The organism is Streptomyces sp. NPDC102274, from assembly GCF_044766385.1.
GTDB lineage: Bacteria > Actinomycetota > Actinomycetes > Streptomycetales > Streptomycetaceae > Streptomyces.
Genome location: NZ_JBIWLW010000037.1, coordinates 1 through 26,370 on the forward strand (window position 1 = coordinate 1; position 26,370 = coordinate 26,370).

Annotated in this window: 24 protein-coding genes and 1 pseudogene; 6 read left to right on the forward strand and 19 right to left on the reverse strand. The window is 71.2% G+C overall.

Annotation, left to right across the window (positions count from 1 at the left end; all coding sequences use genetic code 11):
• Positions 1–236: 236 nt before the first annotated feature.
• A pseudogene (locus tag ACIRQP_RS34455) lies at positions 237–548 on the reverse strand (recombinase family protein); the annotation flags it as partial.
• 100 nt (positions 549–648) lie between these two features.
• Positions 649–1,890, reverse strand: a complete 1,242-nt coding sequence (locus tag ACIRQP_RS34460) for a glycoside hydrolase family 10 protein (RefSeq protein ID WP_403897433.1) — start codon at positions 1,888–1,890, stop codon at positions 649–651.
• Between the two features lie 195 nt (positions 1,891–2,085).
• Between ACIRQP_RS34460 and ACIRQP_RS34465 the strand changes: the two genes are divergently transcribed.
• Positions 2,086–2,946 (forward strand): 3-hydroxybutyryl-CoA dehydrogenase, encoded by an 861-nt coding sequence (locus tag ACIRQP_RS34465; protein WP_403897597.1) that lies wholly within the window; start codon positions 2,086–2,088, stop codon positions 2,944–2,946.
• A gap of 174 nt (positions 2,947–3,120) precedes the next feature.
• Positions 3,121–3,378 (forward strand): hypothetical protein, encoded by a 258-nt coding sequence (locus ACIRQP_RS34470; protein WP_403897435.1) that lies wholly within the window; start codon positions 3,121–3,123, stop codon positions 3,376–3,378.
• Positions 3,379–3,410: 32 nt separating this feature from the next.
• On the opposite strand, the gene ACIRQP_RS34475 is transcribed toward ACIRQP_RS34470, so the two are convergent.
• From ACIRQP_RS34475 to infC, 10 genes are all read right to left on the reverse strand, one after another.
• Positions 3,411–3,941: an NUDIX hydrolase gene (locus ACIRQP_RS34475; RefSeq protein WP_403897438.1), complete on the reverse strand. Its 531-nt coding sequence runs from the start codon at positions 3,939–3,941 to the stop codon at positions 3,411–3,413.
• Positions 3,942–4,027: 86 nt separating this feature from the next.
• Positions 4,028–5,368: a transcriptional regulator gene (locus ACIRQP_RS34480; RefSeq protein ID WP_403897441.1), complete on the reverse strand. Its 1,341-nt coding sequence runs from the start codon at positions 5,366–5,368 to the stop codon at positions 4,028–4,030.
• 316 nt (positions 5,369–5,684) lie between these two features.
• Entirely contained in the window at positions 5,685–6,809 is a 1,125-nt protein-coding gene (locus ACIRQP_RS34485) for a PP2C family protein-serine/threonine phosphatase (protein WP_403897443.1), read from the reverse strand.
• A 204-nt stretch (positions 6,810–7,013) separates the two neighbouring features.
• On the reverse strand, positions 7,014–9,566 hold the full coding sequence (gene pheT, locus ACIRQP_RS34490; RefSeq protein WP_403897446.1) for a phenylalanine--tRNA ligase subunit beta: 2,553 nt from the start codon (positions 9,564–9,566) through the stop codon (positions 7,014–7,016).
• Complete coding sequence (gene pheS, locus ACIRQP_RS34495; protein ID WP_403897449.1) at positions 9,566–10,717, reverse strand: phenylalanine--tRNA ligase subunit alpha; 1,152 nt, start codon at positions 10,715–10,717, stop codon at positions 9,566–9,568. The genes pheT and pheS overlap by 1 nt, the downstream gene beginning before the upstream one ends.
• Before the next feature lie 122 nt (positions 10,718–10,839).
• Complete coding sequence (locus tag ACIRQP_RS34500; RefSeq protein WP_403897452.1) at positions 10,840–12,063, reverse strand: ATP-binding protein; 1,224 nt, start codon at positions 12,061–12,063, stop codon at positions 10,840–10,842.
• Between the two features lie 84 nt (positions 12,064–12,147).
• Complete coding sequence (locus ACIRQP_RS34505; protein ID WP_403897455.1) at positions 12,148–12,987, reverse strand: TrmH family RNA methyltransferase; 840 nt, start codon at positions 12,985–12,987, stop codon at positions 12,148–12,150.
• A 158-nt stretch (positions 12,988–13,145) separates the two neighbouring features.
• Positions 13,146–13,532, reverse strand: coding sequence for a 50S ribosomal protein L20 (gene rplT / locus ACIRQP_RS34510; RefSeq protein ID WP_403897458.1), 387 nt, complete (start codon positions 13,530–13,532; stop codon positions 13,146–13,148).
• 100 nt (positions 13,533–13,632) lie between these two features.
• Positions 13,633–13,827, reverse strand: a complete 195-nt coding sequence (gene rpmI, locus ACIRQP_RS34515) for a 50S ribosomal protein L35 (protein ID WP_030355333.1) — start codon at positions 13,825–13,827, stop codon at positions 13,633–13,635.
• Positions 13,828–13,951: 124 nt separating this feature from the next.
• Positions 13,952–14,614 (reverse strand): translation initiation factor IF-3, encoded by a 663-nt coding sequence (infC, locus tag ACIRQP_RS34520; RefSeq protein WP_403897460.1) that lies wholly within the window; start codon positions 14,612–14,614, stop codon positions 13,952–13,954.
• Between the two features lie 366 nt (positions 14,615–14,980).
• Here infC and ACIRQP_RS34525 point away from each other — a divergent pair, with 366 nt between their 5' ends.
• Complete coding sequence (locus tag ACIRQP_RS34525) at positions 14,981–15,343, forward strand: DUF1844 domain-containing protein (protein ID WP_403897463.1); 363 nt, start codon at positions 14,981–14,983, stop codon at positions 15,341–15,343.
• A gap of 53 nt (positions 15,344–15,396) precedes the next feature.
• Here the strand turns inward: ACIRQP_RS34525 and ACIRQP_RS34530 are convergent, their stop codons facing one another.
• Positions 15,397–16,131 (reverse strand): SseB family protein, encoded by a 735-nt coding sequence (locus ACIRQP_RS34530; RefSeq protein WP_403897466.1) that lies wholly within the window; start codon positions 16,129–16,131, stop codon positions 15,397–15,399.
• 41 nt (positions 16,132–16,172) lie between these two features.
• Between ACIRQP_RS34530 and ACIRQP_RS34535 the strand changes: the two genes are divergently transcribed.
• Positions 16,173–16,829, forward strand: a complete 657-nt coding sequence (locus tag ACIRQP_RS34535; protein ID WP_403897469.1) for a serine hydrolase — start codon at positions 16,173–16,175, stop codon at positions 16,827–16,829.
• Here the strand turns inward: ACIRQP_RS34535 and mycP are convergent.
• Both mycP and ACIRQP_RS34545 read right to left on the reverse strand, forming a co-directional pair.
• A complete protein-coding gene (gene mycP / locus ACIRQP_RS34540; RefSeq protein ID WP_403897472.1) occupies positions 16,804–18,033 on the reverse strand; it encodes a type VII secretion-associated serine protease mycosin in 1,230 nt (409 codons plus the stop codon). The two genes, ACIRQP_RS34535 and mycP, sit on opposite strands and share 26 nt — an antisense overlap.
• The gene (locus tag ACIRQP_RS34545) at positions 18,030–19,349 is read right to left on the reverse strand and encodes a hypothetical protein (protein WP_403897475.1); all 1,320 of its coding nucleotides are present in this window, start codon (positions 19,347–19,349) and stop codon (positions 18,030–18,032) included. Before ACIRQP_RS34545 ends, mycP begins: the two co-directional genes overlap by 4 nt.
• A 194-nt stretch (positions 19,350–19,543) precedes the next feature.
• On the opposite strand from ACIRQP_RS34545, the gene ACIRQP_RS34550 reads away from it, so the two are divergent.
• Positions 19,544–20,746, forward strand: a complete 1,203-nt coding sequence (locus ACIRQP_RS34550) for an amino acid deaminase/aldolase (protein ID WP_403897478.1) — start codon at positions 19,544–19,546, stop codon at positions 20,744–20,746.
• Between the two features lie 38 nt (positions 20,747–20,784).
• Here ACIRQP_RS34550 and ACIRQP_RS34555 read toward each other — a convergent pair whose 3' ends face one another.
• The 4 genes from ACIRQP_RS34555 to ACIRQP_RS34570 form a co-directional block, all read right to left on the reverse strand.
• Positions 20,785–21,741: a DUF2510 domain-containing protein gene (locus ACIRQP_RS34555; RefSeq protein WP_403897481.1), complete on the reverse strand. Its 957-nt coding sequence runs from the start codon at positions 21,739–21,741 to the stop codon at positions 20,785–20,787.
• A gap of 146 nt (positions 21,742–21,887) precedes the next feature.
• Positions 21,888–22,679: a 3-oxoacyl-ACP reductase gene (locus tag ACIRQP_RS34560; RefSeq protein WP_403897484.1), complete on the reverse strand. Its 792-nt coding sequence runs from the start codon at positions 22,677–22,679 to the stop codon at positions 21,888–21,890.
• A gap of 6 nt (positions 22,680–22,685) precedes the next feature.
• Positions 22,686–24,062 carry an aldehyde dehydrogenase family protein gene (locus ACIRQP_RS34565; protein WP_403897487.1) on the reverse strand — a complete coding sequence of 459 codons (1,377 nt, stop codon included), beginning with the start codon at positions 24,060–24,062 and terminating at the stop codon, positions 22,686–22,688.
• Positions 24,063–24,070: 8 nt separating this feature from the next.
• Complete coding sequence (locus tag ACIRQP_RS34570; protein ID WP_403897490.1) at positions 24,071–25,435, reverse strand: glutamine synthetase family protein; 1,365 nt, start codon at positions 25,433–25,435, stop codon at positions 24,071–24,073.
• 99 nt (positions 25,436–25,534) lie between these two features.
• On the opposite strand from ACIRQP_RS34570, the gene ACIRQP_RS34575 reads away from it, so the two are divergent.
• On the forward strand, positions 25,535–26,266 hold the full coding sequence (locus ACIRQP_RS34575) for a FadR/GntR family transcriptional regulator (protein WP_403897600.1): 732 nt from the start codon (positions 25,535–25,537) through the stop codon (positions 26,264–26,266).
• Positions 26,267–26,370: the final 104 nt, after the last annotated feature.

Here is a 26,370-nt window from a genome sequence, read left to right on the forward strand (position 1 = left end):
CCACAAGCTCGCCGGCCAGGGGCACAGACAGCGACGCCAGGTCTCTAGACGCTTCCACGGCCAGCCCAACGACGAATCCGCCATCAGGTCACTGACTGCGGAAATACCCCAAGTAGTTCAGTCAACAGGTAGAAGTTCGAATCCTGCTCGGCCGTAGAGCTGCCTCATGATCTTCTTAAAAGTTACGTGGAATCTGCCGGGGTGATCATGTCTCCCTGGTGCAACCACGGACTTGGGATCGCGGAGAACGCGCCGTCGTGGATGCGCAGGGCGAGACGGTCGCGGTGCAGGACGTCGAGCACGTCAAGGATGTGCTGGGTGCCGCGTACGAGGCGGAACATCTCGGAGATGTCCACGGCGTCGCCCGGCCGCGCGTACGTCAGCAGCTCGGCGAACTTCGGGCGCTGGAGCGGGTGGAGGCGGCTGGAGGTGCCGGGCTCCTCCTCGAAGACGACCGGGTCCTCGATCCCGGCCTCGTCCAGGACGAGGTTCTGACGGTCGGTCGACTGCTGGTCGGTCGACACCCCCTTGTAGACCAGGTTGGCCATGCCGCTCCCCGTGTCGGTGGTCGCATTCGACCCTAGCTGTCAGCAAACCCTGTCATCAGCCACCATCGGATCTCATTGGATCTGAGCCGTCGTCACCCCGTTATCCCTCTCGCCGGTAGCGCTCAGCAATTATGGCCACTGCCCCCAGAGGATCGTTAGCGATCTCCGTCGCCGAGAAGTAGATATTTCCCTTCACCTCTGGGTACTTCATGCAGATGTCGAGGTGTCGGGATAGTTCGGTAGGGTTCTGCCAGCCCTTTGGCTGCGCTGGATCGCCCACCTTGTAGAGCGCTTCGCCCACGTAGAGGTCGACGCCCGTACCCCTCACAACGTCCGCCCACCAGTCGACCAAGACCGTGTAGTTCGCAGGAACCTGCAGGTCAAGCGGTTGCGCCAACCAGTAGAGCTGCGGGACGATGTAGTCGATCCAGCCCTTCTTGACCCAACCTCGGGTGTCGGCGTGCAGATCGTCGTACGTCTGCACCCCGGCCCGGGTGTCGGAGCCGAGCGGGTCCGTGGCGGCGTTGCGCCACACCCCGAACGGGCTGATCCCGAACCGCACCCGCTTCTTGATCTTCTTGATCCGCCCGGCCGTCTCCCGCACCAGTCGGTCGGTGTTGTCCCGCCGCCAGGCCGCCTTGTCCGGGAAGCCGGCGCCGTACCGCTCGTACTCCGCGTCGTCCTCGAAGACCTGTCCGGCGACGGGATACGGATAGAAGTAGTCGTCCCAGTGCACGGCGTCGATGTCGTACCGGCTGACCGCGTCGAGCATCGCGTCCTGGACGAACGTCCTGACCTCGGGCAGCCCGGGGTTGTAGTAGAGCTTCCCGCCGTACGGCAGCACCCAGTCCGGGTGGACCCGGGCCGGATGTGTCGCGATGAGCCGCGAGGGGTCGGTGTGGTTGGCGACCCGGTACGGGTTGAACCAGGCGTGCAGCTCCAGTCCGCGCGCGTGTGCCTCCCGTACCGCCGTGCCCAGCGGGTCCCAGCCGGGATCCTTGCCCTGGGTGCCGGTGAGGTACTGCGCCCAGGGCTCGTACGGCGAGGGCCACAGCGCGTCCGCCGTGGGCCGTACCTGAAAGACCACGGCGTTCAGTCCGCGGGCGACCGCCGTGTCCAGATGCCGGAGCAGCTCGGCCTTCTGCCGGTCGGCGGTGAGCCCCGGCACGGAGGGCCAGTCGCGGTTGACGACGGTCGCGATCCACATCCCGCGCAGCTCCCGGCGCGGAGCGTGCCGCCGCGGTACGGACGCGGCGACGGCCGCCACGTCCCCGGCCGCGACCAGGGAGGTCACCACCCCCGTGGCCGCCGCCACGAACTCTCTTCTGCCGATCTGCCCCATGCGCCGTCCCCTGCGTCCGGTCCGCGCGGCCGGGGCACCCGAACCCGGCCCGCCGTACGGGCTCAGCATGCCCGCCCCGGCACCCCGTCCACACACTCCGGCGGAGTAACGTCCTGTCCCGAGGCGGGCGCCGGAATCGCACGGGGGACCTGCCGGGACACGGAGACCAGCGAAAGGCACGATGTGACCGACACCCTGACCGATATCGCCCGCGTCGGAGTGGTGGGCTGCGGCCAGATGGGCGCAGGCATCGCGGAGGTCGCCGCGCGCAGCGGCCTGGAGGTCAAGGTCGCCGAGACCACCGGCGAGGCCCTGGAGATCGGCCGTACCCGGCTGCAGAACTCCCTCTCGAAGGCCGCGGAACGCGGCAAGATCACCGAGGCGGAGCGGGACGAGGCGCTCGGCAGGCTCAGCTTCACCACGGACCTCGGGGAGTTCGCCGACCGCGATCTCGTCATCGAGGCCGTCGTCGAGAACGAGCAGGTCAAGACGGAGATCTTCCAGGTGCTCGATCAGGTCGTGACGCGTCCCGACGCGATCCTGGCCTCCAACACCTCCTCCATTCCGCTGGTCAAGCTGGCCGTCGCGACCTCACGTCCCGACCAGGTCATCGGCATCCACTTCTTCAACCCGGCGCCGGTGCAGAAGCTGGTGGAGCTGATCCCCGCGCTCACGACCTCCGACGAGACGATCAAGCGCGCCGAGAGTGTGGTCCAGGGGGTGCTGGGGAAGCACGCGATCCGCGCCCAGGACCGCTCGGGGTTCGTGGTGAACGCGCTGCTGATTCCGTATCTCCTCGCCGCGATCCGGATGTTCGAATCGGGGATCGCGAGCCGCGAGGACATCGACAACGGGATGGAGCTGGGCTGTGCCCATCCGATGGGCCCGCTCAAACTCTCGGATCTGATCGGTCTGGACACCGTCGCGTCGGTCGCCGATTCGATGTACGCGGAGTTCAAGGAGCCGCTGTACGCGGCGTCCCCGCTGCTCCAGCGCATGGTGGACGCGGGCAGGCTGGGCCGCAAGACGGGCGCGGGCTTCTACTCCTACGGGTGACGGTTACGGAGGGTGGCGAAATTCGCACGGCGTGTGCGAAGGGTGCTCGCATATGCGATTCACACACCCTGCTGCCCCGCGCACAAGGGGAGTTGACTCGGTTCCGCTTGGTCCCGGCATCGCCGGGACCGGGCGAAGAACCGTTGCACGACTTTCCCGAACAGGAGCGGATTCGTGACCACCTCCTCTGACCACTCCGTGGTCGGCGAAGAGTGCGCCGAGTTACGGCGCAGCCTCGACGTCGGTCTCGCCAGAACCGACGGCAGGCTGGCGTTACTGGCCCAGCGCAACGACCAGACCGACAAGGATGTGACCGATCTGGCCGCGCGCGTCGCGGCCCTGGAGCACGCCAGGTGGCCGCTGCCCGCCGTGGCGGCGCTCTGCTCGCTCGGAGCGCTGGCGGTGGCGGTCTGGCAGCTCCTGGGCCGCTAGGACCCTAGGGCGTGAAGGCAGGCACAGAACACCTACCCCAGCCTCAAGTGATGGAGCATCAGCAGCCCGGCCGTCATATTGGCGGCCGGGATCTCACCCCGGGCGATCATGTCGGGCACCAGCTTGAGCGGGATCCACTCCCGGCGCGAGGACTCGAAGTCGTCCTCGGGATGCCCGATGTACGTGGCGTCCTCCGCCCAGTAGAGATGGTGCCTGGCGTCGGACAGACCGTTGGACGGCTCGACCGTGAGCAGATGCCGGAGCGGTCCCGGGCGCCACCCGGTCTCCTCCTCCATCTCCCTGGCGGCCGCGGTCTCGATGTCCTCGCCGTCCTCGACGACCCCCGCGGCCAGCTCCCAGCCCCAGCTGTCGGTGATGAAGCGGTGCCGCCAGAGCATCAGCACCTCGTTGGCGGAGTTGACCGCGGTCGCCACGGCGACCGGGCGGAGCCGGATGAGGAAGTGGTCCAGATGCCGGCCGTCAGGGAGTTCGACGTCCGCGAGATTGACGCGGAACCAGCGGTTCTCGTAGACGGTCTGTTCGCTAAGTTTCGTCCACTGCACGTTTCTGCCACCTTCCGACAAGTTGATGGCAATATCGCAGCAGCAGTCTCGGCGAACGGGAACGTGCTGGGGGCTCATAAAGGGGCTCACAGAGGAACGCGCAGCGCGCCTTCGATGAGTTCCGCCGTCTCCTCCGCGTCCGTGGATCCGCTGGCCACCAACTGTTCCCGTACGGCGCGCAACCGGTCTCGCAGGCGCTGGGACTCCATCCCCCGTGCGCGCTCGGCCATTTCGGCCGCTGTTCTGGCGGCGCGGTCGGCCTCGCCCTGCCGTAACTCGATATGGCTGAGCATCGCGAGCCGGTGGACCCGGCCGCGATCGTGCGCCGGGGTGTCCACGGCCGCCGCCGCGTGCGCCCGCGCGGCCGCCAGATCCCCGAGGCTGAGCAGCGCCTCCGCCACCTGTACATTCACCAGGCCCGGCTGTACGTAGCCCGTCTCGTCCGGCTCGTGGCCCGGCCGGATGCGCTCCGCCTCCGTCTCGGCGCGCCGGATACAGCCGAGCGCCCCGCTGCTGTCACCGAGATGCGCATACGACTTGGCCTGCATCGCGTGCAGATCGGCGGCGAGCGCCGGGGTGATCTGGCGCCCGGCCGTCCGCAGCGCCGCCTCGGCGAACGCCACGGCCTGGCGGTACTCCCCCATGTGCAGCGACTGGTTGACCAACAGCGCGATCACATACGCGCCGAGGCCCCGGTCGCCACTCGCCTTGGCCAGCCGCAGCGCCTGATGGAAGTAGCGCTGGGCGAGCCCATGGGCGTCCGAGTCGTAGGCGCAGATACCGGCCACCGCGACCAGACCGCCGGTGGCGCGGTGCAGTTGGCGTCCCAGCTCGTCGCTGTACCCGCCGCGCAGCAGCGGAGCGGTCTCGGCGTTGAGGAAGCGGACGATCCTGGCGCGGGTGGCGACTCCGCCCGCCCGCCGGTACATCAGCTCGTAGTGCGCCCTGGCCGACCGCAGCAGCTTGATGTCGGCCGGGCCGACCTTGTTGCGGCCACTGCGGGAGACATCGGCGTCCTCGGGAGGATTCTCCCACTCCCAGACGGGCATCACGGCGGGCGTGCCGGTGACGGTGGGGGCGCCCACTATGTGCGGACGTTGCTGTTCGTCGCAGCGCCACAGCGCGGTGGCCCGCTCCACGAAACCGGAGAGCGGCGTGCCGTGCGGTACGAGCGACTCCCCCGTCACCCCGAGCCCGATGTCGTCCAGCGTGAGCGAGCGGTGCAGCCGCTCGCCCAGCACCGCGCAGATCAGGTCGGGCACTTGGCCGCGTGGCCGCTGTCCTTTCAGCCACCGTGAGACGGCGGTGTGTTCGTAGCGCAGGGCGAGACCTCTGGCCCGGCCCGCCTGGTTGACCCGGGCGGCGAGACCGGCATGGGAGATACCCGCCTCGTCGAGCAGAGAATCGAGCAGAGAATTGGGGTGCATGAGTGCCCCTCCGGTGGCTCGGCCGAACCAGCGTAATGGAACGGGAAACGCACGGGGTGTGAACGTAATGCCCGGAAACGGGCCCCGTGCACCCTCCCACCGGGATCGCGTGACCGGTTGACTGAATCGCCTCGCAAAAGAGGCGCCGGGCCGCCGGCTCCCCCTCGTACAGTGCGGTGGCCCGCAACCGCGCCGTCCGCCCTGTCGACCTGCCCGACACTCCGCGGCAGGGCGGACGGCACGTGTACGAGGCGGGGAAGCCGGGCATCCGTCGGGGCCCTCCGGCAGGGGTCGTTCGACGGGGGGTGGTCGCCGGTCATCTCGGGCCGGGTGCGTGGGTGGTGGGTTCCCTCGCGGGGACCCACGTACGGCACAGGCCCGGTCCGCCGGGCTGCGCCGGAACGCGTGAGGAATCGCCCACCGGTGGGCGGTCGTTGCGCAGCACGAGCAGCGCCATGTCGTCGGCGATCCGCCCGCCGGTGTGCCGCAGCAGCGCCGCGTGGACCTGGCGCACCACGACGGCGGGCGCCAGGGGCGGGCCCGCGGCGGTCTCCGCCAGCGCTTCCTCCAGTGCGAAGAACCGCCCCGCGGAGTCCCTGGCGTCCTCCGCCCCGTCGGTGTGCAGGAACAGCGCCTCACCGGGCAGCAGCGGACCGCAGTGATACGGCAGCAGATCGACGGGCAGCGGAAAGGCGCCCAGCGGCGGCAGCGGCTCGCCGGAGGCCAGCCGGGCGGCGCCCCGGCCGAGCCGATAGGGCCAGGGATGGCCGCAGTTGAGGGCCCGTACCTCCGCGTCCGCCCCGATCTCCAGCAGCAGTACGGTGACGAACTCCTCCGCCGACAGGGAGTCCGGCTCCTGGCCCGCGGCGGTGGGCGGCTCCTGACGCGCCAGGTCCCGCAGATGGCGCTGGTGGGCCCGGTCGAGCCGGCGCAGGACGCCGTCGAGCTCGGCCTCGTCGTGGGCCGCTTCCCGGAAGCTGCCGAGGACCGCGGCCACCGCCCCGATGGCGGGCAGTCCGTGGCCGCGCACATCCCCGATGACGACCCGCACCCCGTAGGCCGTGGCCACCGCCTCGTACAGATCGCCGCCGACATCGGCGCCGCGCGAGGCGGAGAGCTGGCGTGCGGAGAGCGCGAGACCGTCCAGCCGGGGCGGCAGGGTCCTGATCAGCACCTCCTGGGCGGCCCGCGCCACGGCCTTGACCTCCCGCAGCTCCCGCGCCGCCCGCCGCCGTACGCGGATCAGCAGATACGCCACCACCAGCAGGAAGACGACACAGGTCACGATGCGCGAGAGCAGGTCGTCGCGGTCCGCCGCCGGGCGGGTCAGCTCCCAGGTGATCACCGCTGTGAGCAGACCGCCCGGGATCGCGCATTCGACAAGGCCCCAGGAGGCCGACGCTTCCGCCTGCGCGTCCTCTGTTGCCTTGGTCCGATTCATCCGTCGGCCTCCCTCGGCCGCCCGGCCGCTAAGCCGTGGGGCGTACATCGACCGTCTCGGCCGGATCGATTGTGTCGATCACGGAAGCCCCATGACGTGACACGCCAGGACTTCTCACCCGAATGAGTGAGGGGCGCATCCGGTGATCCGGATGCGCCCCTCACAGGCCGAGAGCCAGTACAACGACGGCGCGCGGCAGGGTGGTCACGCGCCGCGCAGGACCGCCCCGGTCCGTTCGGCGGCGAGCGCGACGGCCGCGTCACGGGCCGCCGTGGCCTCGTCGACCGTCAGTGTGCGGTCGGCGGCGCGGAAACGCAGGGCGTAGGCAAGGGACTTGTGTCCCTCGCCGATCTGCTCGCCGGCGAAGACATCGAACAGCCGCAGCGACTCCAGGAGTTCCCCGGCGCCCTCGCGCAGCGCCCGCTCCACCTCCGCGGCCGGGACCTCGCTCGGTACGACAAGCGCAACATCCTGCGTGGCCACCGGATAGGTGGAAATCCGCGGCGCCTCGATCACGCCGGTGCCCGCGCGCTCCAGCAGATCGAGATCGATCTCCATGGCGCAGGTCCGCTCCGGCAGCCCGAGCGCCTTCACGACGCGCGGATGCAGCTCTCCGGCGTGCCCGAGGAGCGTCTCCTCACCGTCCACGGCGGCGAACAGCGCCGCGCAGCGGCCGGGGTGCCACGGCTCGTACTGCTCGGCCCGTACGGTCAGTTCGGCCCCGGCCTCGCGGGCGACGGTACGGGCCGCCTCGACGGCGTCCGCCCACTCCGCGGGACGTCCCTCACCCCACCAGCCGGCCTGCTCGCGCGCCCCGGCCAGCACGACGGCGGCGTGCCGCGGCTGGCGCGGCAGCGCGGCGTCGAGCGTGGCCACTTCCTCGTCGGTCGGCCGCCGGTCGACGGGCAGCCGTACCGGCACGCTCTCGTGGCCGGTGGGCAGGAAGACCAGTCCGGTCTCGAAGAGCGCCAGATCGTGCGAGCCCCGGCCGTCGTTGCGCCGCAGCGCCGTGAGCAGGCCCGCCAGCAGCGTGGTGCGCAGCGCGGGCTCCTCGTCGGACAGCGGGTTGACGAGTGTGACCGTACGGCGCCGGTCGTCGTCGGCCGACAGCCCGAGGGCGTCGAGCACCGCGTCGCCGACGAACGGGTAGTTCAGCGCCTCGACATAACCGGCGCCGGCCAGGGCGCGCCCGACACGGCGGTGCAGCCGCTGGCGCTCGGTGAGACCGCGGCCGGACGGCGGGGTGGGCAGCGTCGACGGGAGGTTCTCGTACCCCTCCAGCCGGATGACCTCCTCGGCGAGGTCATTGGGCTCGCCGAGGTCGGGGCGCCAGGACGGGACGGTGACGACCAGCTCGTCCTGGCCGTAGACGTCGCAGCCGATCTGCTGGAGCCGCCGTACGACCGTCTCCCTGCCGTACTCGACACCGGCGACCCGGTCGGGGTGGTCGGCGGGCATGGCGATGGTGTGCGGCGCCGAGGGCGCGATGATCTCCGTGACGCCGGCCCCGGCGGAGCCGCCGGCGAGGAGCACCAGCAGGTCCACGGACCGCTGCGCGGCGGCGGACGCGGCCTCCGGATCGACCCCGCGCTCGAAGCGCTTGGACGCCTCGGAGGCCAGCTTGTGGCGGCGCGCGGTACGGGCGATGGAGATCGCGTCGAAGTGCGCGGCCTCGATCACCACGTCGGTGGTGCCCTGGGCCTCGCCCGTCGACCCGAGGGAATCGGACACAGCGGGCGTGGTGTCGGCGATCTCGGTGTGCGCGCCGCCCATCACGCCCGCGAGGCCGATGGGCCCGCGGTCGTCGATGATGACCAGGTCCTGGGCGTCCAGCACCCGCTGGACGCCGTCGAGCGTGGTGATCTTCTCCCCGGCGTGGGCACGGCGGACGCCGATCGCGCCCTCCAGCCGGGAGCGGTCGTACGCGTGCAGCGGCTGGCCGAGCTCCAGCATCACGTAGTTGGTGATGTCGACCGCGAGCGAGATCGGCCGCATCCCGGCCTTCTGGAGCCGACGGCGCAGCCAGATGGGGCTGTGCGCCTCCGGGTCGAGGCCGGTGACCGTACGGGCCGTGAAGCGGTCGCAGCCCCTCGGGTCGGCGATCTTCACGGAGTGGCCGTACGAGTTCGGCGCGGGCACGTCGAGCAGCGCGGGGTCGCGCAGGGTCAGTCCGTACGCGATGGCGGTCTCGCGGGCGACTCCGCGCAGCGAGAGGCAGTAGCCGCGGTCGGGGGTGACGGCGATGTCGAGGACCTCGTCGACCAGCTCCAGGAGCGCGATGGCGTCGGTGCCGACCTCGTACTCGGGCGGGAGCACCACGATGCCGTCCTCGCCCCAGCCAGAATTGCCGCCCATGCCCAGCTCGTCGGCGGAACAGATCATTCCGTGCGAGTTCCTGCCGTATGTCGTGCGCGCGGAGATCGCGAAGTCACCGGGGAGGACGGCGCCGGGGAGGACCACGACGACCTTGTCGCCGACGGAGAAGTTCCGCGCGCCGCAGACGATCTCCTGCGGCTCGCCGGTGCCGTTGGCCGTGCCGACATCCACCGTGCAGAAGCGGATGGGCTTCTTGAAGCCCTCCAGCTCCTCGATCGTGAGCACCTTGCCGACGACGAGGGGGCCCTTGAGGCCCGCGCCGAGCTGATCGACGGTCTCGACCTCCAGACCCGCGGAGACGAGCTTGGCCTGAACGTCACGGCCGGTCTCCGTCGCCGGCAGGTCGACGTACTCCCGCAGCCAGGAAAGCGGGACGCGCATCAGATCTCCATCCCGAACGGCCGGGTGAACCGGACGTCACCCTCGACCATGTCTCGCATGTCTTCGACGTTGTGGCGGAACATCAGCATCCGTTCGATCCCGAACCCGAAGGCGAATCCGCTGTACTTCTCGGGGTCGACGCCGCAGGCGATGAGCACCTTGGGGTTGACCATGCCGCAGCCGCCCAGCTCGATCCAGCCCTCGCTGCCACACGTGCGGCAGGGCCGGTCGGGGTTGCCGACCGAGGCGCCCCGGCACACGTAACAGACCATGTCCATCTCGGCGGACGGCTCGGTGAAGGGGAAGTAGTTCGGGCGCAGCCGGGTCTTCATGTCCGCGCCGAAGAGCGCCTGGACCATGTGGTCCAGGGTGCCCTTGAGGTCGGCCATGGTCAGGCCCTCGTCGACGGCGAGCAGCTCGATCTGGTGGAAGACCGGGGTGTGCGTGGCGTCCAGCTCGTCGGTGCGGTAGACCCGCCCCGGGCAGACGACGTACACGGGCGGCTCGCGGTCGAGCAGAGCACGCGCCTGGACCGGGGAGGTGTGGGTGCGGAGCACCACACCCGATTCATCGCCCGAGCCCGCGGCGGAGCCGCTGTCGGAGACAGCTTCGGGGCCCTGGACGAAGAAGGTGTCCTGCATCTGGCGCGCCGGGTGGTCGGGCACGAAGTTGAGCGCGTCGAAGTTGAACCACTCCGCCTCGGCCTCGGGGCCCTCGGCGACCTCGTAGCCCATGGCCACGAAGACATCCGCGACCCGTTCCATGAAGCCGGTCAGCGGGTGGCGGGCGCCGGGCGGGGTGCGGTCGTACGGCAGCGTGACATCCACCGCCTCCTCGACCAGCACCCTGGCGTCCCGCTCCGCCTCCAGCTCGCTCTGGCGGGCGGCCAGGGCTTTGTTGACGGCGCTGCGGGCCTGGCCCACGCGCTTGCCCGCCTCGGCCTTGGCCTGTGGGGGCAGGGCGCCGATCTCCCGGTTGGCGAGGGAAAGCGGTGAGGTACCTCCGGTGTGCGCGGTCTTCGCGTGGGCGAGCGCGTCGAGATCACCGGCGGCGGCGAAGGCGGCGAGCGCCTCGTCCCGCATCCGCTCGATCTCTTCCGGTTTCAGTGCCTCGACCTCGACTGGGTCGTACGACTTGTTGGGTGCCGACATCTCTTCCGTACTTCCGTTTGGCTGGCGAAACGACCCTGCTCGATCACTGGGGAGCGCGAAGGCGCGAAGGTGCCAAAAGTCGAGTCTAAAGGTCGTACGAAGGTGAAGAAGCCCGTGGCCGCTCAGGACAGGTAGGCCGGAGCGCCGACGGGCAGGATAAATCGGAACTTGGCACCGCCGCCGGGTCCGCGGCCGACGGTGATCGTCCCGCCGTGCGCCTCGACGATGCCCTTGACGATATACAGGCCCAGGCCGGTCCCGCCGCGCTTGCTCCCCCGCCAGAAGCGGGTGAAGACACGGCCCATCGACTCCTCGGGGATACCGGGGCCCTCGTCGCACACGGTGACGGCCGTTCCCTTCTCCGCGTCCGTCGCGGTTTCCGGTCGCGCCGCGTGGCTGAGCGTCGCGGCGGCCACCTCGATGGTGACGGTTCCCTCCCCGTGGCGCACCGCGTTTTCCAGCAGATTGCCGAGCACCTGATCGATCTTGTCGGGGTCCGCCCACAGGTCGGGCAGCGGCTGCTGTATCCGTACGAGGAACCGGTCCGGAGACTGGCCCGCGGCGGTGTGCGACTGGACATGGCGCCCCACGGCCGCGCCGATGTCCACCGGCTGGCGGCGCACCTCCAGCCGGCCCGAATCGATCCTGGAGATGTCCAGCAGCTCCGCGATCAGCCGGGTGACCCGGTTGGCGTCGGCGTCGACGGTCTCCAGCATCAGCCGCTTCTGGTCGTCGGTGAACCGCTCCCACTTGGCGAGCAGCGTCGCCGTGAACCCCTTCACGGAGGTGAGCGGGGAGCGCAGTTCATGGGCGACGGTCGCGATCAGTTCGGCGTGGCTCAGTTCGGTACGGCGCCGCGCCTCCGTGCCCCGGATCGAGATGACCAGCCGGCGTACGGGTCCGGTCGGGTACGCGCGTACGTAGCGGGCGGCGACCAGGACCTCCCGGCCGCCCGGCAGCAGCAGATTCCGCTCGGGCTGGCCGACTCGGGTCGCGAGCCCGCCGTACGGATCGGTCAGCGCCCACCAGCGGCGGCCCTTCAGATCCTCCAGCGGCAGCGCCCGTTCCAGCGGGCGGCCGAGAGCGTCGGCACACGGGACGGCGGTGATCCGGGCGGCGGCGGCATTGAAGCAGATCACCCGTCCGGTCTCGTCGGCGACGACCAGCCCGTCCGGCAGCTCGTCGGGGTGGATCCCCCCGTCGCCCGTGCCGATCCGCTCATCCCGGCCCGGCTGCTCATCCCCACCGGTCCGCCCGTCCGCGCCGGGTGGCTCACCCGCGCCGGTCCCGTACGGGGGCGGTAAGGCTCCCTGGACCGCGGCGGGTCCGCTCGCCCCGACACTCATCTCCGCATCCCACCTCTTCCGCGTAGTTCAGTGGGCCCCAGAAAGCGCAACAGTACTAGCTGAACGTGACGGAGCGGGACCCCCTCAGCACGTACCGCGCGCGCGCTGGGCGCGCGCCGAGGCATAGAGACATACGGCCGCGGCCGTCGCGAGGTTCAGACTCTCGGCCTTTCCATGGATCGGCACCCGTACCACCGCGTCCGCGAGGGCGCGGGTCTCGGCCGGCAGCCCCCAGGCCTCGTTGCCGAAGATCCAGGCGGTGGGCCCGCCCATAGTGCCCGCGTCCAACTCGTCGTCCAGGTCGTTCTCGCCCGCGCCGTCGGCGGCGAGGATCCGTACGCCCGCGTCCCGCAGCCCCTGGACGGCCTGCTCGACGGGGACGCCGACGGCGACGGGCAGGTGGAAGAGCGAGCCGACGGACGCCCGGACCGATTTGGGGTTGTAGAGGTCGACGGAGGCGTCGGTGAGGACCACGGCGTCGGCGCCTGCCGCGTCGGCGCAGCGCAGCACCGTACCCGCGTTCCCGGGGTCGCGGACATGCGCCAGTACGGCGACGAGCCGGGGCCTGGCGTCCAGGATCGCCTCGAAGGGCGAGTCGAGGAACCGGCACACCCCGAGCAGTCCCTGCGGGGTGACGGTCTGGGACACCTCGGCGAGCACCGCGTCCGGCGCGAAGTGCACCCGGGCCCCGGTGGCGCGGGCGTCGCCGACGATATCGGCGTACCGCTCGGCGGCCTCGACGGTGGTGAACAGCTCGATGAGCGTGGGCTCCCCGCCGTCACCGCGATGGGCCACCGCTTCCCGTACGGCCTGCGGCCCCTCGGCGATGAACCGGCGTTCCTTGCCGCGGAAGGCGCGCTTGGCGAGTCTCCTGGCGGCCGTGACGCGCGGGGAACGCGGGGAGATCAGCTCGGGGGTGCCCATGGACGGCGGTTCTCACTTCTCGTATGGGGACGTGCGGACACGGGGGTACGTACGTGCGGACACGGCGGTACGTGCGGGCACGGGGTGGCCGCGGAACGCGCCGGACCCGCAGGCGCGATGCCTACGGGTCCGGCGGGAAGTACGGCGGCCTGACGGGATCAGGCGGCGGCCTTCGGGGCGTTGACGTCGCTCGGGAGGGCCTTCTGGGCGACCTCGACAAGCGCCGCGAACGCGCGGGAGTCGTTGACGGCCAGCTCGGCGAGGATCTTGCGGTCCACCTCGACGTTGGCGGCCTTCAGACCCTGGATGAAGCGGTTGTAGGTGATGCCGTTGGCGCGGGCAGCGGCGTTGATCCGCTGGATCCACAGCTGACGGAAGTCGCCCTTGCGCTTCTTGCGGTCGTTGTAGTTGTAAACGAGGGAGTGAGTGACCTGCTCCTTCGCCTTCCGGTACAGACGCGAGCGCTGGCCGCGGTAACCGCTGGCCGCCTCGAGGATTGCCCGGCGCTTCTTGTGGGCGTTGACTGCCCGCTTGACGCGTGCCACGTGTTAACTCCTTGTAGCTGGGTCACGGGTGGTGGCGTGACCCAAGAACGGCATGGTTCCTGTAGGTGTCCCGGCCCCGCGCTGCGGCAGGACGCGCGGACTACAGGCCGAGAAGCTTCTTCGCCTTGGCGGCGTCGCCCGGCGCGAGCTCGACGGTGCCGGCGAGGCGGCGCGTCAGCGTCGAGGGCTTGTGCTCCAGGTAGTGGCGACGGCCGGCGCGCTGCCGAAGCACCTTGCCCGAGCCGGTCACGCGGAAGCGCTTCTTTGCACCGCTGTGCGTCTTGTTCTTCGGCATGGCGCCGCTCTCTCCTCGTCAGTGGCGCTCCCAGCCGGCCGGTCGGCCGGCGCTCGGGAGCGTCATATCTCTGGTGTGTGGTTCCGGACCGGATCCGAGGCGCCGCCTGTCGGCGCCCCCCGGATCACGCTTCGGAAGGTGCCTCGGCCGGAGCCTCGGCCGCGGTGTCCGCGGAATCCTCGTTCGCGTACCCCTGGCGCTCCGCCTTGCGGGCGGCCTGCGCCTCACGGGCCTCGGCCATGGCCTCGGTCTTCTTCTTGTGCGGGCCAAGAACCATGATCATGTTCCGGCCGTCCTGCTTCGGGTTCGACTCGATGAAGCCGAGCTCCTCGACATCCGAAGCGAGACGCTGGAGCAGCCTGAAGCCCAGCTCGGGGCGGGACTGCTCACGACCACGGAACATGATCGTGATCTTGACCTTGTCACCCTGCTTGAGAAACCGGACGACGTGACCCTTCTTGGTGTCATAGTCGTGCGGGTCGATCTTCGGCCGGAGCTTCATCTCCTTGATGACCGTGTGCGCCTGGTTCTTGCGCGCCTCACGGGCCTTCATGGCCGACTCGTACTTGAACTTCCCGTAGTCCATGAGCTTGCACACGGGCGGACGGGCGTTCGCCGCGACCTCGACCAGGTCCAGGTCGTACTCCTGCGCAAGCTCTAGGGCCTTGGCGAGCGGGACGATTCCCACCTGCTCGCCACTGGGACCGACAAGTCGCACTTCGGGAACGCGAATCCGGTCGTTGATGCGGGGCTCGGCGCTGATGGATCCTCCTCGGTAGCACCACACGACTGTCTGGCAGACAGACGCGTTACGTCTGTGTATGCGGACCAACCGCGGCGGAACATCAAAAATGCCCCGGACGGCACACAGGCAGGAGCTCCTCGAATACCGGAGCACCGCCGCGCGTATGCCACGGGGCGCATCGGGCGGTTCCATCGTCCGTACGGAACGATGGGCACCACCTGACCGGTGACCCGCCGCTCCTGAGGAGCAGCCAGGTGGGAGATCGGAGCCTCCACTTGTGGGCCGGGCACACACGTGTCCGACCGGTCGTTACACAAGGTTAGCAGCTCCTCGGGTGTGGTGCGAACCCCGTGTACCGCTCCGCTCCCGCGGCCGGGGCCACTGAGACGTACGCCTATCGTGTGGGCCATGAGCGACGAGACCTCTTCCCAGGAAACCCCCGGCTATGACGCCATGGCCCGCGACATCGCGGAAGTCCCCGCCGTCGAGGTGATCGTCACGGTCGCCGTGAATCTGATGAGCGCGGCCGCGGTCAAGCTCGGTCTGACCGAGGAGGGCGACGAGCACAAGGACCTGGACGAGGCGCGCAAGCTGGTCCACGCGCTGGCCGGGCTGATGGACGCGAGCGCGACGGAGATCAGCTCCTTCCACGCGGCTCCGCTGCGTGACGGGCTGAAGTCGCTCCAGCTGGCGTTCCGCGAGGCGTCTTTCGTGCCGGACGAGGCGGGCAAGGGCCCCGGCGAGAAGTACACGGGTCCGGTCTACGGCTGATCCGGCTCCGTCGCTTCACACGCGGCTCGGCCGCTTCACGCGCGTACGAAGATTCACGCGCGCACGAAGAGGGGTTCGCCGGGTGGTGTGGCCTCGGCCGGCAGCAGGGCCAGGTCGAGCCCCCGTACCAGGCGGGCCCTCAGTACGTCATCGGCCGCGAGCGCCTCGGCGACCCTGCGGGCGGCCTCGGCCGGACGCGCGGACGGGTCCAGCACGAGCGCGAGCGTGCCATCCGCGCTGCCGGGGCCGAGATGCGCGCGGAGCACGGCGGGCTCGGCGGCGACGACGGACCGTACCGCCGCGCCGACGGCCGGATCGGCGAGCGGGTCGGTACTGGTGCGGCCCTCGGCGAGAGCGAGCAGCGCGGGTCCGGTGAGCTGGTACGTGACGGGGCCCGCGAGGTCGATCACCACCGTGTCCGCCCGCTCGTGCGCGGCTGCCTGGAGCGCCTGGTGCAGCGGTACGGCGACGGGCCGGGCCTCCGGATTCCAGCGGGCCAGCGCCGCGACGGAGGTGAAGGCGGGCAGCGCGCGGCGGTCGCCCGCCTGAAGCGTCGGGACGGCCATGTCACTGGTCTTCTCGCGGCGCAGGCCGGTCTCCTCGTCCTCCTCCGTCTCTCCGAGCATGGCGACCACGGGAACCAGCAGCCGGGCGGCCTTGAGCGCCGCCAGGACGCGCGGTTCCGCCGACCGGTCCCCGGCCCAGGCTGCGAGGGCGGCCGTCAGCTCGGGCGCGGCGGTGCCGTCGTCGTCGGAGAAACCGGAGTCGGGGATGTTCTTGAGGGCCACGGGAAGAGCCTAAGGGGCCCGGCGGGACGTACGGTCGTCGGGTGGATCTCTCGGTCGCGGTGTACGACCTCGCGGGCGGAGGCGAGTGGACGTCCGGCGAGGACCGGACGTATGTCACGGCGAGCGTGGTCAAGGTCGCGGTCCTGGCGGCGCTGCTGCTGCGGGCGCGGGACTCGGGGCGGTGGCTGACGGCCGGCGAGGAGAGCCTCGCGGAGGCCATGATCGAGCGCAGCGACAACGAGGCGGCGACGGCGCTGCGGGCGGCGGCCGGGGGTGTGGCGGGACTGGACGCGGCGCATGCCCGGCTCGGGATGGCCCGGACGTCGGCGGCGCCCGCCTGGGGGCTCACCCACACCACCGCGCGCGATCAGCTGACGCTTCTGAAGGCGGTGTTCGCCGGCGCGGACCCGGCGGCGCCCGCTGGGCTGGACGACAGATCGCGCCTCTATCTGGCGAGGCTGATGGGGCGGGTGGTGCCCGGACAGGACTGGGGCGTCTCCGCGGCGGCGACGGACGGCGACTGGGCGCTGAAGAACGGCTGGCTGCCGCGAGGCGACAGCGGTCTCTGGGTCATCCACTCGGTCGGGCGGGTACGGGACTGTCTGGTCGCCGTACTGTCCGACGGGCATACGACAAAGGACGCGGGGATCGCGCGGGTCGAGGAGGCTGCCGTCAGCGCCGTACACCGATTCGTCTGAGGCCGCCGCGCCACAGCAGGACCGCGCAGGCCAGCAGCAGGGCCCCGGCCCCGCCCACCAGGGGGGCGAGCCAGGCGGCGGGTTCCGAGTCCGCGTGCGGGGCGTCGGGGCCGCCGCCGAAGTACTGCTTGTCGTACCCGCCGGCGCCCGCGGCCTCGCTCTTCAGATCCGTACGGGTCAGCTTCGCCCCGGCCTTGATCGCGGCGGCGGGATCGACGAGACCGTGCCCACGGGCGTCGTCATGGCCGTCCTTCGGCGCGTCCCGGGCGGTGTCCGCGAGGAGCTTCTTGACCTGCGCCGGGGTGAGATCGGGGTGGGCGGAGCGTACGAGCGCGACGGCGCCGGAGACGAACGCGGCGGCGGCGCTGGTGCCCCAGCCCTCGTAGTAGCGGCGGTCCGGATCGGCGATGACCACATTGACGCCGGGCGCGCTGACGGTGGCGTACCAGCTGCGGGTGGAGAACGCGGCGCGCGTCCCGTACTCGTCCACGGCCGTCACCGCGATCACCCCTGGATAGGCCGCGGGGTACGAGACGTGGTCGCCCTTCTCGCCTCCGTTGCCCGCCGAGGCGACGACGACGGCGCCCTTGGCCAGGGCGTACTGGACGGCCGCGTCCTCCCCCGGTTCCGGATGGGCGGACTCGCTGTCGTCACCGAGGGAGAGATTGATGACGTCGGCGCCGTGATCGGCGGCCCAGCGGATGCCTTCGGCGAGGGCCCCGCCCTTGGAGGAACGGGCCTTGGCGCGGGCGGGGTCGGTGCCTTCGAGGATGACGCGGACCGGGAGGATCTTCGCCTCGGGCGCGATCCCGAGGACCCCCTCCGAGCGGTCGGGGCCATGGCCGTGTCCGGCGATGATGCCGCCCATGGCGGTGCCGTGACGGGCCCAGGCGCGGTCGCCGCTGCGCGCCCCGAAACCGATCAGATCCCGGCCGGGCAGCACCTGGCCTTCCAGGTCGGGATGGGTGCCGTCGACGCCGGTGTCCAGGACGGCGACGGTGATGCCCTTGCCCTGCGAGGTGCGCCACGCCTCCTCGGTGTGCATGGCGTCGAGGCCCCACTGCTGCGCCCGGATCGCGTCGGCGTGCGCCGGAGGGGCGGCGACGATCAGCAGGACGGACGCGGCGGCGAGGGTGGCGGCGAGGCGGTGGCGGCGCGCCGGACGGCCGGAGGGCTTCGAGGGGCCGGGAGGGCTCGGGGTCATTGAGGAACCGCCGTTCGGGCGCTGACGGTCTTGCGCAGCCCTCGTTCTGTCCGGTCCGCGATGCCCTTGGCCTCGTGGCCGAGACCGGCCTGCGCGGGTGCGGTCGTGGCGCCCTTTGCCATGGCCTTGTCGACGGGCTGGGGAGCGGTGACCTGCCGTCCGTCGGTGAAGCCGGAGACCGCGAACACGACGACAGGCGCCTCGGTGAGCACATTCACCGTCCAGCTCGCGCGCTGGGCGTCACCGAACCCGCCCGCGACGGTGCCCTCGACGGGGAACGTACGGGGCATCAGATCGGCGCGTTCAGCGAGGCGCTCGTCACGGAACCGGGTGCGCAGGGTGTCCATCGCGAGGGCGTCGGCCTGGGTGAAGACCAGACCGACGGTCGTGACACTGCTGGACGTGGCGTCGACGTAGGTGGCACGCAGCACGCGCACGCAGCCGACCGGACGCAGCGCTCCGAGCAGCAGCGGGTCGAGGGTGCCGGTACAGCCGCTGTCGGGAGCGACGCCGATCCTGGTCCAGTCACGGTCCGCTCCGCCGGGCCCCGCGCCGTCCCCCGCGAGGGTGCGGGGGAAGAGGGTGTCGACGGGCACGTTGTGCCAGAGGCCGCGCGCGGTGGCGAAGGTGTCCCGGGCGGCGGGCTCGGCGGCCGAGTCCCCGGTCAGCCAGCTCCCGGTGGCGGCGCCGCCGATCAGCCCGAGCCCGAGCACGACGCAGGCCAGGGCTGCGGCGACCCTGAAGGGATGCTGCCGGGAGGGCACGGGGCGCAGCCGGGTGGTGGTCTCCTGCGGCGTCTCGGGACGCTGCCCGCCCCAGGGGCGGGGGTACGGCGGCGGGGGCAGGGAGCCGGGCGGGCGCGGGGGTGGCCCGGCGGGTACGGGCGGCGTCGGCGGCGCGGAGGGCGGGGGCGGCACGCGCGGCACCGCTCCGGCGGGGGCCGGGGGCACCGGCCGGAGGCGGGTGGTGATCTCCACGGGAGTGGGGGCTGTGGCGGTGGGCGGAGCCGGGGCCGCCGTCGGCTGTGGCGGCGGGGCCGGGGCCACCGTCGGCGGCGGGGGGCCGGCCGCGACCGGGGCCGGACTCGCCGCCGGGGCAGGGGACTTGGCCGCGGGTGGAGCGGGGGGCCGGGACGGCGGTGGTGGTATCCGCACCGGCTCGGGCGGGGGCAGCAGCGCGTCGGAGATCCGCGATCTCGGCGTGCGTGGGGCGTCGGCCGACGCGTCCTCCCCGGTCTTTGCCGCCTCGGCCTCCGGCGCGGGCGGTGGTGTCGCCGGGCGGGGCGGTACGGGAGCGCGTCGCGCTTCAGTACTCATCCGTCCCCCTGTGCCAGCTGTGCAGACCGGTCCCACCGCATGCCGATCGCCGTACGGGACGGGCCCGTTCGACGCGGCGTGTGCGCCACTCTACGGGGTGCGGCGGGCCCGGCGGGAATGACCGCGAAGGCCCGTGGTGATCTGCCCAGATCATCCCCCTACCGTGCGGTAATCCCGTCTGGCAGGCTCGGTCCATGACTCCGCGCGCCACTGACCGGGCACGGTACGACCGTGCCACCGCTCATCTCGACGCCCCGCTCGCCCTCGTCGATCTCGAAGCGTTCGACGCCAACGCGGACGATCTCGTCCGGCGGGCGGCGGGCAAGCCGATCCGCGTGGCGAGCAAGTCGGTGCGCTGCAGGGCGCTGCTGGAACGTGCGCTGGGGCGCGACGGCTTCGCGGGGATCATGTCGTTCACGCTGGCCGAGTCGCTGTGGCTGGCGCGGTCCGGGTTCGAGGACGTGCTCCTCGCCTATCCGTCGGCGGACCGCGCCGCCTACGCGGAGCTGGCCGCCGATCCCAAGCTCGCCGCGGCCGTCACCGTGATGATCGACGACCCGGCTCAGCTGGACCTCATCGACGCGGCGCGGGACGGCGGACGTGAGGAATTCCGGATCTGTCTTGAACTGGACACGGCCTTGCGGCTGTTCGGCGGGCGGGTCAGGATTGGCGCACTGCGCTCCCCGCTGCGCGAGCCGGCCCAACTGGCCGAGTTCGCCAGATCGATAGCCCGACGCCCCGGATTCCGGCTGGTCGGGCTCATGGCATACGAAGGACATGTGGCCGGGGTAGGGGACGCCCTGGCAGGACGGCCGCTGCGGTCGCGAGCGATCCGGCTGATGCAGTCCGCGGCCCGCAAGGAGCTGGCGGAGCGGCGCGCCGCGGTGGTGCGCGCGGTGCGGGCCGTCGCGCCGGAGCTGGAGTTCGTCAACGGCGGCGGCACGGGCAGCGTCCAGCACACGGCAGCCGAAGAGGCGGTGACGGAGATCGCCGCGGGCTCGGGGCTCTATGTACCACGGCTCTTTGACAACTACACATCGTTCACGGGCCGTCCGGCGGCGCTCTTCGCCCAGCCCGTGGTGCGCAGGCCGGGTGTCGGAGTGGTGACCGTGCTCGGCGGCGGCTATCCGGCGTCGGGGGCGCCGGGTGCGGACCGGCTGCCCGTGCCGTATCTGCCCGAAGGGCTGCGCTACGACGGGCAGGAAGGGGCCGGCGAGGTGCAGACCCCGCTGCTCGGACCGGCCGCCGACGATCTGCTGCTCGGCGACAAGGTGTGGTTCCGGCATGCCAAGGCGGGTGAACTGTGCGAGCGCTTCGACACCTTGCGGCTGGTGGAGGGCGACCAGGTGGTGGCGTCCGTGCCGACATACCGGGGTGAGGGCCGCACGTTCCTCTGAGGATGCTCCTCATGAAGGTGCGCCCCCCAGGGCACACGTCAGGGGCCGATGGAGCTGCCCACGCCGCCCGAGGCATCTCCGATCGGGCGGATCCCCCCGGTGATCGTGTCCATCAGGGCGAGCGGCGGCCCCTGCGCGCCCTTGTCGAAGGCGAAGCGCACCACGATCAGGGACTCGGTCCCGGTGGTCGACGGAAAGGCCAGCGACTGGACGTAGCCACCGGGGCCCGCGCCGGTGGTGACCTGCCACCGCACCAGATATCCGGTGCGTCCCGCGACCACGGCGGACTCGGACGCGAGCACCTTGTGGGAGGTGATACCGCCGTAGTGGCGCTCGCCGACGGAGGTCTCCTCATAGGTGGCGTCGGCCGCCCTGGAGATGTCCCTCTTGGCCAGGGCTTCGGCGGAGAGGCCATCGCTCTCATTGGTGGTGTGGGATGTGACCGTGCCCCAGTGGCAGAACGGCCCTGAGTCGTGCGGGCAGTCGTACGTGTCCACGGTCGTCATGGTGACGGCGTCGTCGACCGTGGACTCGGGCCGCTCCCAGCCCTCCGGGATCGGCAGTGTGATGCCGTTCAGCTGGTCGACCAGGACCCTGGGGTCCGCACTGGGTGTCGGGTCGGGGGTGTCGCTGCTCTTCGCCCGCGTCGTGGAGGGCTCGGGCGTGCCGCCACCCGTGGCCTGCGGCCGGGCCGCCTGTTCGTCGTCGCCGAGCAGGACGACTCCGGCGGCGACGGCCACCACGAGGACGACCCCCGCGACGAGGACGGCCACGAGGCCGCCCCGCCCGCCACTACCACGCGGGGCGCCGCTTCCGGCTCCGCCACTTCCGGTCCCGGCACTTCCGACGCCGGCACTTCCGACGCCGCCGCCGTCAGCCGGGCCGCCGACGCCGAGCGGTCGGGTATGCCCGGTCCAGGAAGTCCCGTCCCACCAGCGTTCGGTGGTGGGGCCACCTGGATCGGGATACCAGCCCGGCGGGGTTGTCATGCTCATCCGTCCACCTTAGGGCGTGCGGCGAAAGGAGCGCCGTCCGCCCGAAGGGCGTCGTGGGGCAGCCGGGACTTTCGCCACATGTCCCAGGGCGTGTCTTCAAAGTCCCGCCTGCCCGGCGACGCCCGGCGCTGCTTTGAGGACACGCCTCAGACGGGTGTGACGTACGCCCCCGAGATACCTCCGTCGACGAGGAAGTCCGTGGCGTTCACGAACGAGGAGTCGTCACTGGCGAGGAAGGCGACGGCCGCCGCGATCTCGTCGGCCTCGGCGAACCGGCCGACCGGAATGTGCACGAGCCGGCGTGCGGCACGCTCCGGGTCCTTGGCGAACAGCTCCTGCAGCAGCGGGGTGTTGACGGGCCCCGGGCACAGCGCGTTCACCCGGATCCCCTCGCGGGCGAACTGCACGCCCAGCTCACGGGACATCGCGAGCACCCCTCCCTTGGACGCGGTGTACGAGATCTGGGAGGTCGCCGCGCCCATGCGCGCCACAAAGGAGGCGGTGTTGATGATCGAGCCCCGGCCCTGCCGCCGCATATAGGGGATGGCCGCCTTGCAGCACAGATATACGGAGGTGAGGTTGACCTCCTGGACCTTCCGCCAGGCGTCCAGGCCGGTGGTGAGGATCGAGTCGTCCTCGGGGGGCGAGATGCCCGCGTTGTTGAAGGCGATGTCGACGCTGCCGTAGGTCTCGTGGGCGATCCGGAACAGGGCATCGACCTCGTCGGCGTTGGTCACATCGACGCGTACGAAGGTGCCGTCGACCTGTTCGGCCGCGGCCTTGCCCGCGGTCTCGTCGATGTCGCCGCAGACGATATGCGCGCCCTCGGCGGCGAGTCGGCGGGCGGTGGCCAGGCCGATGCCGCTGCCGGCTCCGGTGATCACGGCGGTGCGGCCGACAAGCCGGCGGCAGATGGCGTCATGGGTGGGGGCGGTCATGATGGCTCAGGCCTCCGTGCTGATGAAGACGTTCTTGGTTTCGGTGAAGGCGGCCAGGGCGTCGGGGCCCAGTTCGCGGCCGAGTCCGGACTGTTTGTAGCCGCCGAACGGTGTCCCGTACCGGACGGCGCTGTGCGAGTTGACGGAGAGATTGCCGGCGGCGACGGCGCGCGAGACTCGCAGGGCGCGGCCCACGTCGCGGGTCCAGATCGACCCGGCGAGCCCGTAGTCGGTGGCGTTGGCGAGCCGGACGGCGTCCTCCTCGTCCTCGAAGGGCAGGACGACCGCGACCGGGCCGAAGACCTCCTCCGTGGCCACCGGGGAGTCGGCGGTGGCATCGGTGAGGACGGTCGGCGCGTACCAGAACCCGGGTCCCTCGGGCGCGGTGCCGCGGATGCCCTTCGCGACGTCGGGGACATACGACCGTACGCGCTCCAGCTGGACCGCCGAGATCAGCGGGCCCATCTGGGTCTTCTCGTCGGACGGGTCGCCGACGACGACCGACTCGATGGCGGGGGCGAGCAGTTCCAGGAACCGGTCGTGGACCTCGCGCTGGACGAGGATGCGGGTGCGGGCGCAGCAGTCCTGTCCGGAGTTGTCCAGGAAGGCCATCGGGGCGGTCGCGGCGGCCCGGTCCAGATCGGAGTCGGCGAAGACGATATTGGGGCTCTTGCCGCCGAGTTCGAGGGTCACACGCTTCAGCAGCGCGCTGCCCTTCGCCATGATCTGCTTGCCGACGCGGGTGGATCCGGTGAAGACGATCTTGGCGACGCCAGGATGTTCGACCAGCGCGTTGCCCGCGATGTCGCCCGCTCCGGGCAGTACCTGGAAGAGATGCTCGGGAAGCCCTGCTTCCAGGGCGAGTTCGGCCAGCCGCAGCGCGGTGAGCGGGGTGGTCTCGGCGGGCTTGAGCAGCACCGCGTTACCGGCCGCGAGTGCGGGGGCGGTGCCCCAGGCGGCGATCGGCATGGGGAAGTTCCACGGGGCGATCACGCCGACGACGCCGAGGGGTTCCAGGAGGGTGATGTCGAGTCCGCCGGCGACCGGGATCTGCCGGCCGGTCAGCCGCTCCACTCCCCCGGCGCAGTAGTCCAGGAGATCGCGGACGTTGCCCGCCTCCCAGCGGGCGTTGCCGAGGGTGTGGCCCGCCTCGCGGACCTCCAGCCGGGCCAGTTCCTCGTTGTGTTCGTCGACGACGACGGCGAAGCGGCGCAGCAGCCGCGCGCGGTCGGCGGGGGCGGTCGCCGCCCAGCCGCGTCGGGCCGCCGCGGCCCGGCGTACCGCCGTGTCGACCTCCGCGGCGGTCGTCGCGGCGACCGTGGCGATGGTCTCGCCGGTGGCGGGGTTGAGGATCTGATGTCCGGCGGCGTGATGTTCGTGCACGTCGTTCCTCACAGACGTTCGAAGGAGCGGCGAAGCTCCCAGTCGGTCACCGCGGCGTCGAAGGCCTCGACCTCGACACGCGCCATGTTGCGGTAGTGCGCCACGACCTCCTCGCCGAAGGCCGCGCGGGCGATGGGGCTGTTCTCCCAGAGCTCGGCGGCTTCGCGCAGGGTGGTCGGGACCTGTGCGTAGGCGGACGCGTAGGCGTTGCCCGCGCAGGGTTCGGGGAGTTCCAGCTCGTTCTCGATGCCGTACAGACCGGCGGCGACCAGGCCCGCGACGGCGAGATGCGGATTGACGTCGCCACCGGGGAGCCGGTTCTCGAAGCGCAGGGACCGGCCATGGCCGACTACCCGCAGCGAACAGGTGCGGTTGTCATAGCCCCAGGCGACGGCGGTGGGGGCGAATGATCCCGGCTGGAAGCGCTTGTAGGCGTTGATGGTGGGCGCGTACAGCAGGGAGAAGTCCCGGAGCGCGGCGAGCTGGCCCGCCAGGAAGTGGCGCATCACGGGCGACATCCCGCCCGGTCCGTCCCCGGCCATGACATTGGTGCCGTGCTCGTCCTGGAGCGAGAGATGGATATGGCAGGAGTTGCCCTCGCGCTCGTTGTACTTGGCCATGAAGGTGAGCGAGACACCCTCCTGGGAGGCGATCTCCTTGGCGCCGTTCTTGTAGATGGCGTGCTGGTCGCAGGTGACGAGGGCTTCGTCGTACTTGAAGGTGATCTCGTGCTGGCCGGGGTTGCACTCGCCCTTGGCGGACTCGACGGTCAGTCCGGCCGCGGCCATCTCCTTGCGGATCCGGCGCAGCAGCGGTTCGACGCGTCCGGTGCCGAGGACGGAGTAGTCGACGTTGTACTGGTTGACGGGGGTCAGTCCGCGGTAGTGGCTGTCCCAGGCCTGCTCGTAGGTGTCCTTGAAGACGATGAACTCCAGTTCCGTGCCGGCGTGGGCGGTGAAACCGTGTCCGGCGAGGCGCTCCAGCTGGCGGCGGAGGATCTGGCGGGGCGCGGCGACGACGGGTGTGCCGTCGTTCCAGGTGAGGTCGGCGATGACCATGGCCGTGCCCTCGTTCCAGGGCACGCGGCGCAGGGTGGAGAGGTCGGGGCGCATCGCGAAGTCACCGTAGCCGCGGTCCCAGGAGGACATCGCGTATCCGTCGACGGTGTTCATCTCGGTGTCGACGGCGAGGAGATAGTTGCAGCCCTCGGTGCCGTGCTCCAGGACGTCGTCAAGGAAGAACCGTGCGGCGAACCGCTTTCCCTGGAGTCGGCCCTGCATATCGGGGAAGGCCAGGACGACCGTGTCGATCTCGCCGCCCTCCACGAGGACGCGCAGCTCCTCGACGCGGAGCGGGGGTGTGCGGTCTGCCACGGGATTACTCCTCCTTCGGTCAGCCGGAAGCCATAAGGTATTCCTGTAGACCTTTGGTTGGGAAGGGGAAGCGGCCACGTGGCGAAGACGAACGAGCCGATGGACCCGCCGGACGCGGACCCGTTGACACCGGTGCTGCGGCCCGTGCGGGCGGGGAACGGTTTCGAGGAGGCGCTGGAGCAGATCCTCCAGGTGGTGCGGCTCGGGCTGGTGGCGGGTGGTGAACGGCTGCCCGCCGAGCGGGAACTGGCGGAGCGGCTGCGGATCAGCCGGGTCACCCTGCGCGATGTTCTCAAGGTTCTCCAGGACCAGGGGCTGCTGGAGAGCCGGCGCGGCAGATACGGCGGCACGTTCGTACGGCACCGGCCCGACGCACCGGCCCAAGGGGCGGAGGAGGAGCTGCGGCGCCGGGTGGCGGGCGTGGACATCGAGGACGTACTGCGCTTCCGTGAGGTGCTTGAGGTCGGCGCGGCGGGGCTGTGCGCGGCGCACGGACTCACCGGCGAACAGCCGGAGCGACTGCGCTCCGCGCTGGCCGCGACGCGGGACGCGCCGCTGACGGAGTACCGCAGGCTGGACACGATGCTGCATCTCGCGCTCGCCGAGCTGTCCGGCTCCGCGACCCTGACCGCGCAGTACGCCGCCGTGCGGGCGACGGTGAATGATCTGCTGGACTGCATCCCGCTGCTGGTGAGGAATCTGGAGCACTCGCAGCAGCAGCACACGGCGCTGGTCGAGGCGGTGCTCGACGGCGACCCGGACGGGGCGCGCGAGATCGCGCGCGAGCACTGCGGCGGCACGGCGGCACTGCTGCGCGGCTTCCTGGCCTGAACCGGCGGCCCGCCGCCCGGGGCCTGGAGCCCGCCGACCGGCGCCGGGGGCTTTCCCGATCCGTAACAGCCGTTTAACGCACGGGTCTTGCGCCGGGCCGCTCA

What these genes read in the sequence shown, in the direction of transcription:
- ACIRQP_RS34460 (WP_403897433.1), bottom strand. Translation starts at nt 1,890, where the DNA reads ATGGGGCAGATCGGCAGAAGAGAGTTCGTGGCGGCGGCCACGGGGGTG.
- ACIRQP_RS34480 (WP_403897441.1), bottom strand. Translation starts at nt 5,368, where the DNA reads ATGCACCCCAATTCTCTGCTCGATTCTCTGCTCGACGAGGCGGGTATC.
- ACIRQP_RS34485 (WP_403897443.1), bottom strand. Translation starts at nt 6,809, where the DNA reads ATGAATCGGACCAAGGCAACAGAGGACGCGCAGGCGGAAGCGTCGGCC.
- pheT (WP_403897446.1), bottom strand. Translation starts at nt 9,566, where the DNA reads ATGCGCGTCCCGCTTTCCTGGCTGCGGGAGTACGTCGACCTGCCGGCG.
- pheS (WP_403897449.1), bottom strand. Translation starts at nt 10,717, where the DNA reads ATGTCGGCACCCAACAAGTCGTACGACCCAGTCGAGGTCGAGGCACTG.
- ACIRQP_RS34500 (WP_403897452.1), bottom strand. Translation starts at nt 12,063, where the DNA reads ATGAGTGTCGGGGCGAGCGGACCCGCCGCGGTCCAGGGAGCCTTACCG.
- ACIRQP_RS34505 (WP_403897455.1), bottom strand. Translation starts at nt 12,987, where the DNA reads ATGGGCACCCCCGAGCTGATCTCCCCGCGTTCCCCGCGCGTCACGGCC.
- rpmI (WP_030355333.1), bottom strand. Translation starts at nt 13,827, where the DNA reads ATGCCGAAGAACAAGACGCACAGCGGTGCAAAGAAGCGCTTCCGCGTG.
- ACIRQP_RS34525 (WP_403897463.1), top strand. Translation starts at nt 14,981, where the DNA reads ATGAGCGACGAGACCTCTTCCCAGGAAACCCCCGGCTATGACGCCATG.
- mycP (WP_403897472.1), bottom strand. Translation starts at nt 18,033, where the DNA reads ATGACCCCGAGCCCTCCCGGCCCCTCGAAGCCCTCCGGCCGTCCGGCG.
- ACIRQP_RS34545 (WP_403897475.1), bottom strand. Translation starts at nt 19,349, where the DNA reads ATGAGTACTGAAGCGCGACGCGCTCCCGTACCGCCCCGCCCGGCGACA.
- ACIRQP_RS34550 (WP_403897478.1), top strand. Translation starts at nt 19,544, where the DNA reads ATGACTCCGCGCGCCACTGACCGGGCACGGTACGACCGTGCCACCGCT.
- ACIRQP_RS34555 (WP_403897481.1), bottom strand. Translation starts at nt 21,741, where the DNA reads ATGAGCATGACAACCCCGCCGGGCTGGTATCCCGATCCAGGTGGCCCC.
- ACIRQP_RS34560 (WP_403897484.1), bottom strand. Translation starts at nt 22,679, where the DNA reads ATGACCGCCCCCACCCATGACGCCATCTGCCGCCGGCTTGTCGGCCGC.
- ACIRQP_RS34575 (WP_403897600.1), top strand. Translation starts at nt 25,535, where the DNA reads ATGGACCCGCCGGACGCGGACCCGTTGACACCGGTGCTGCGGCCCGTG.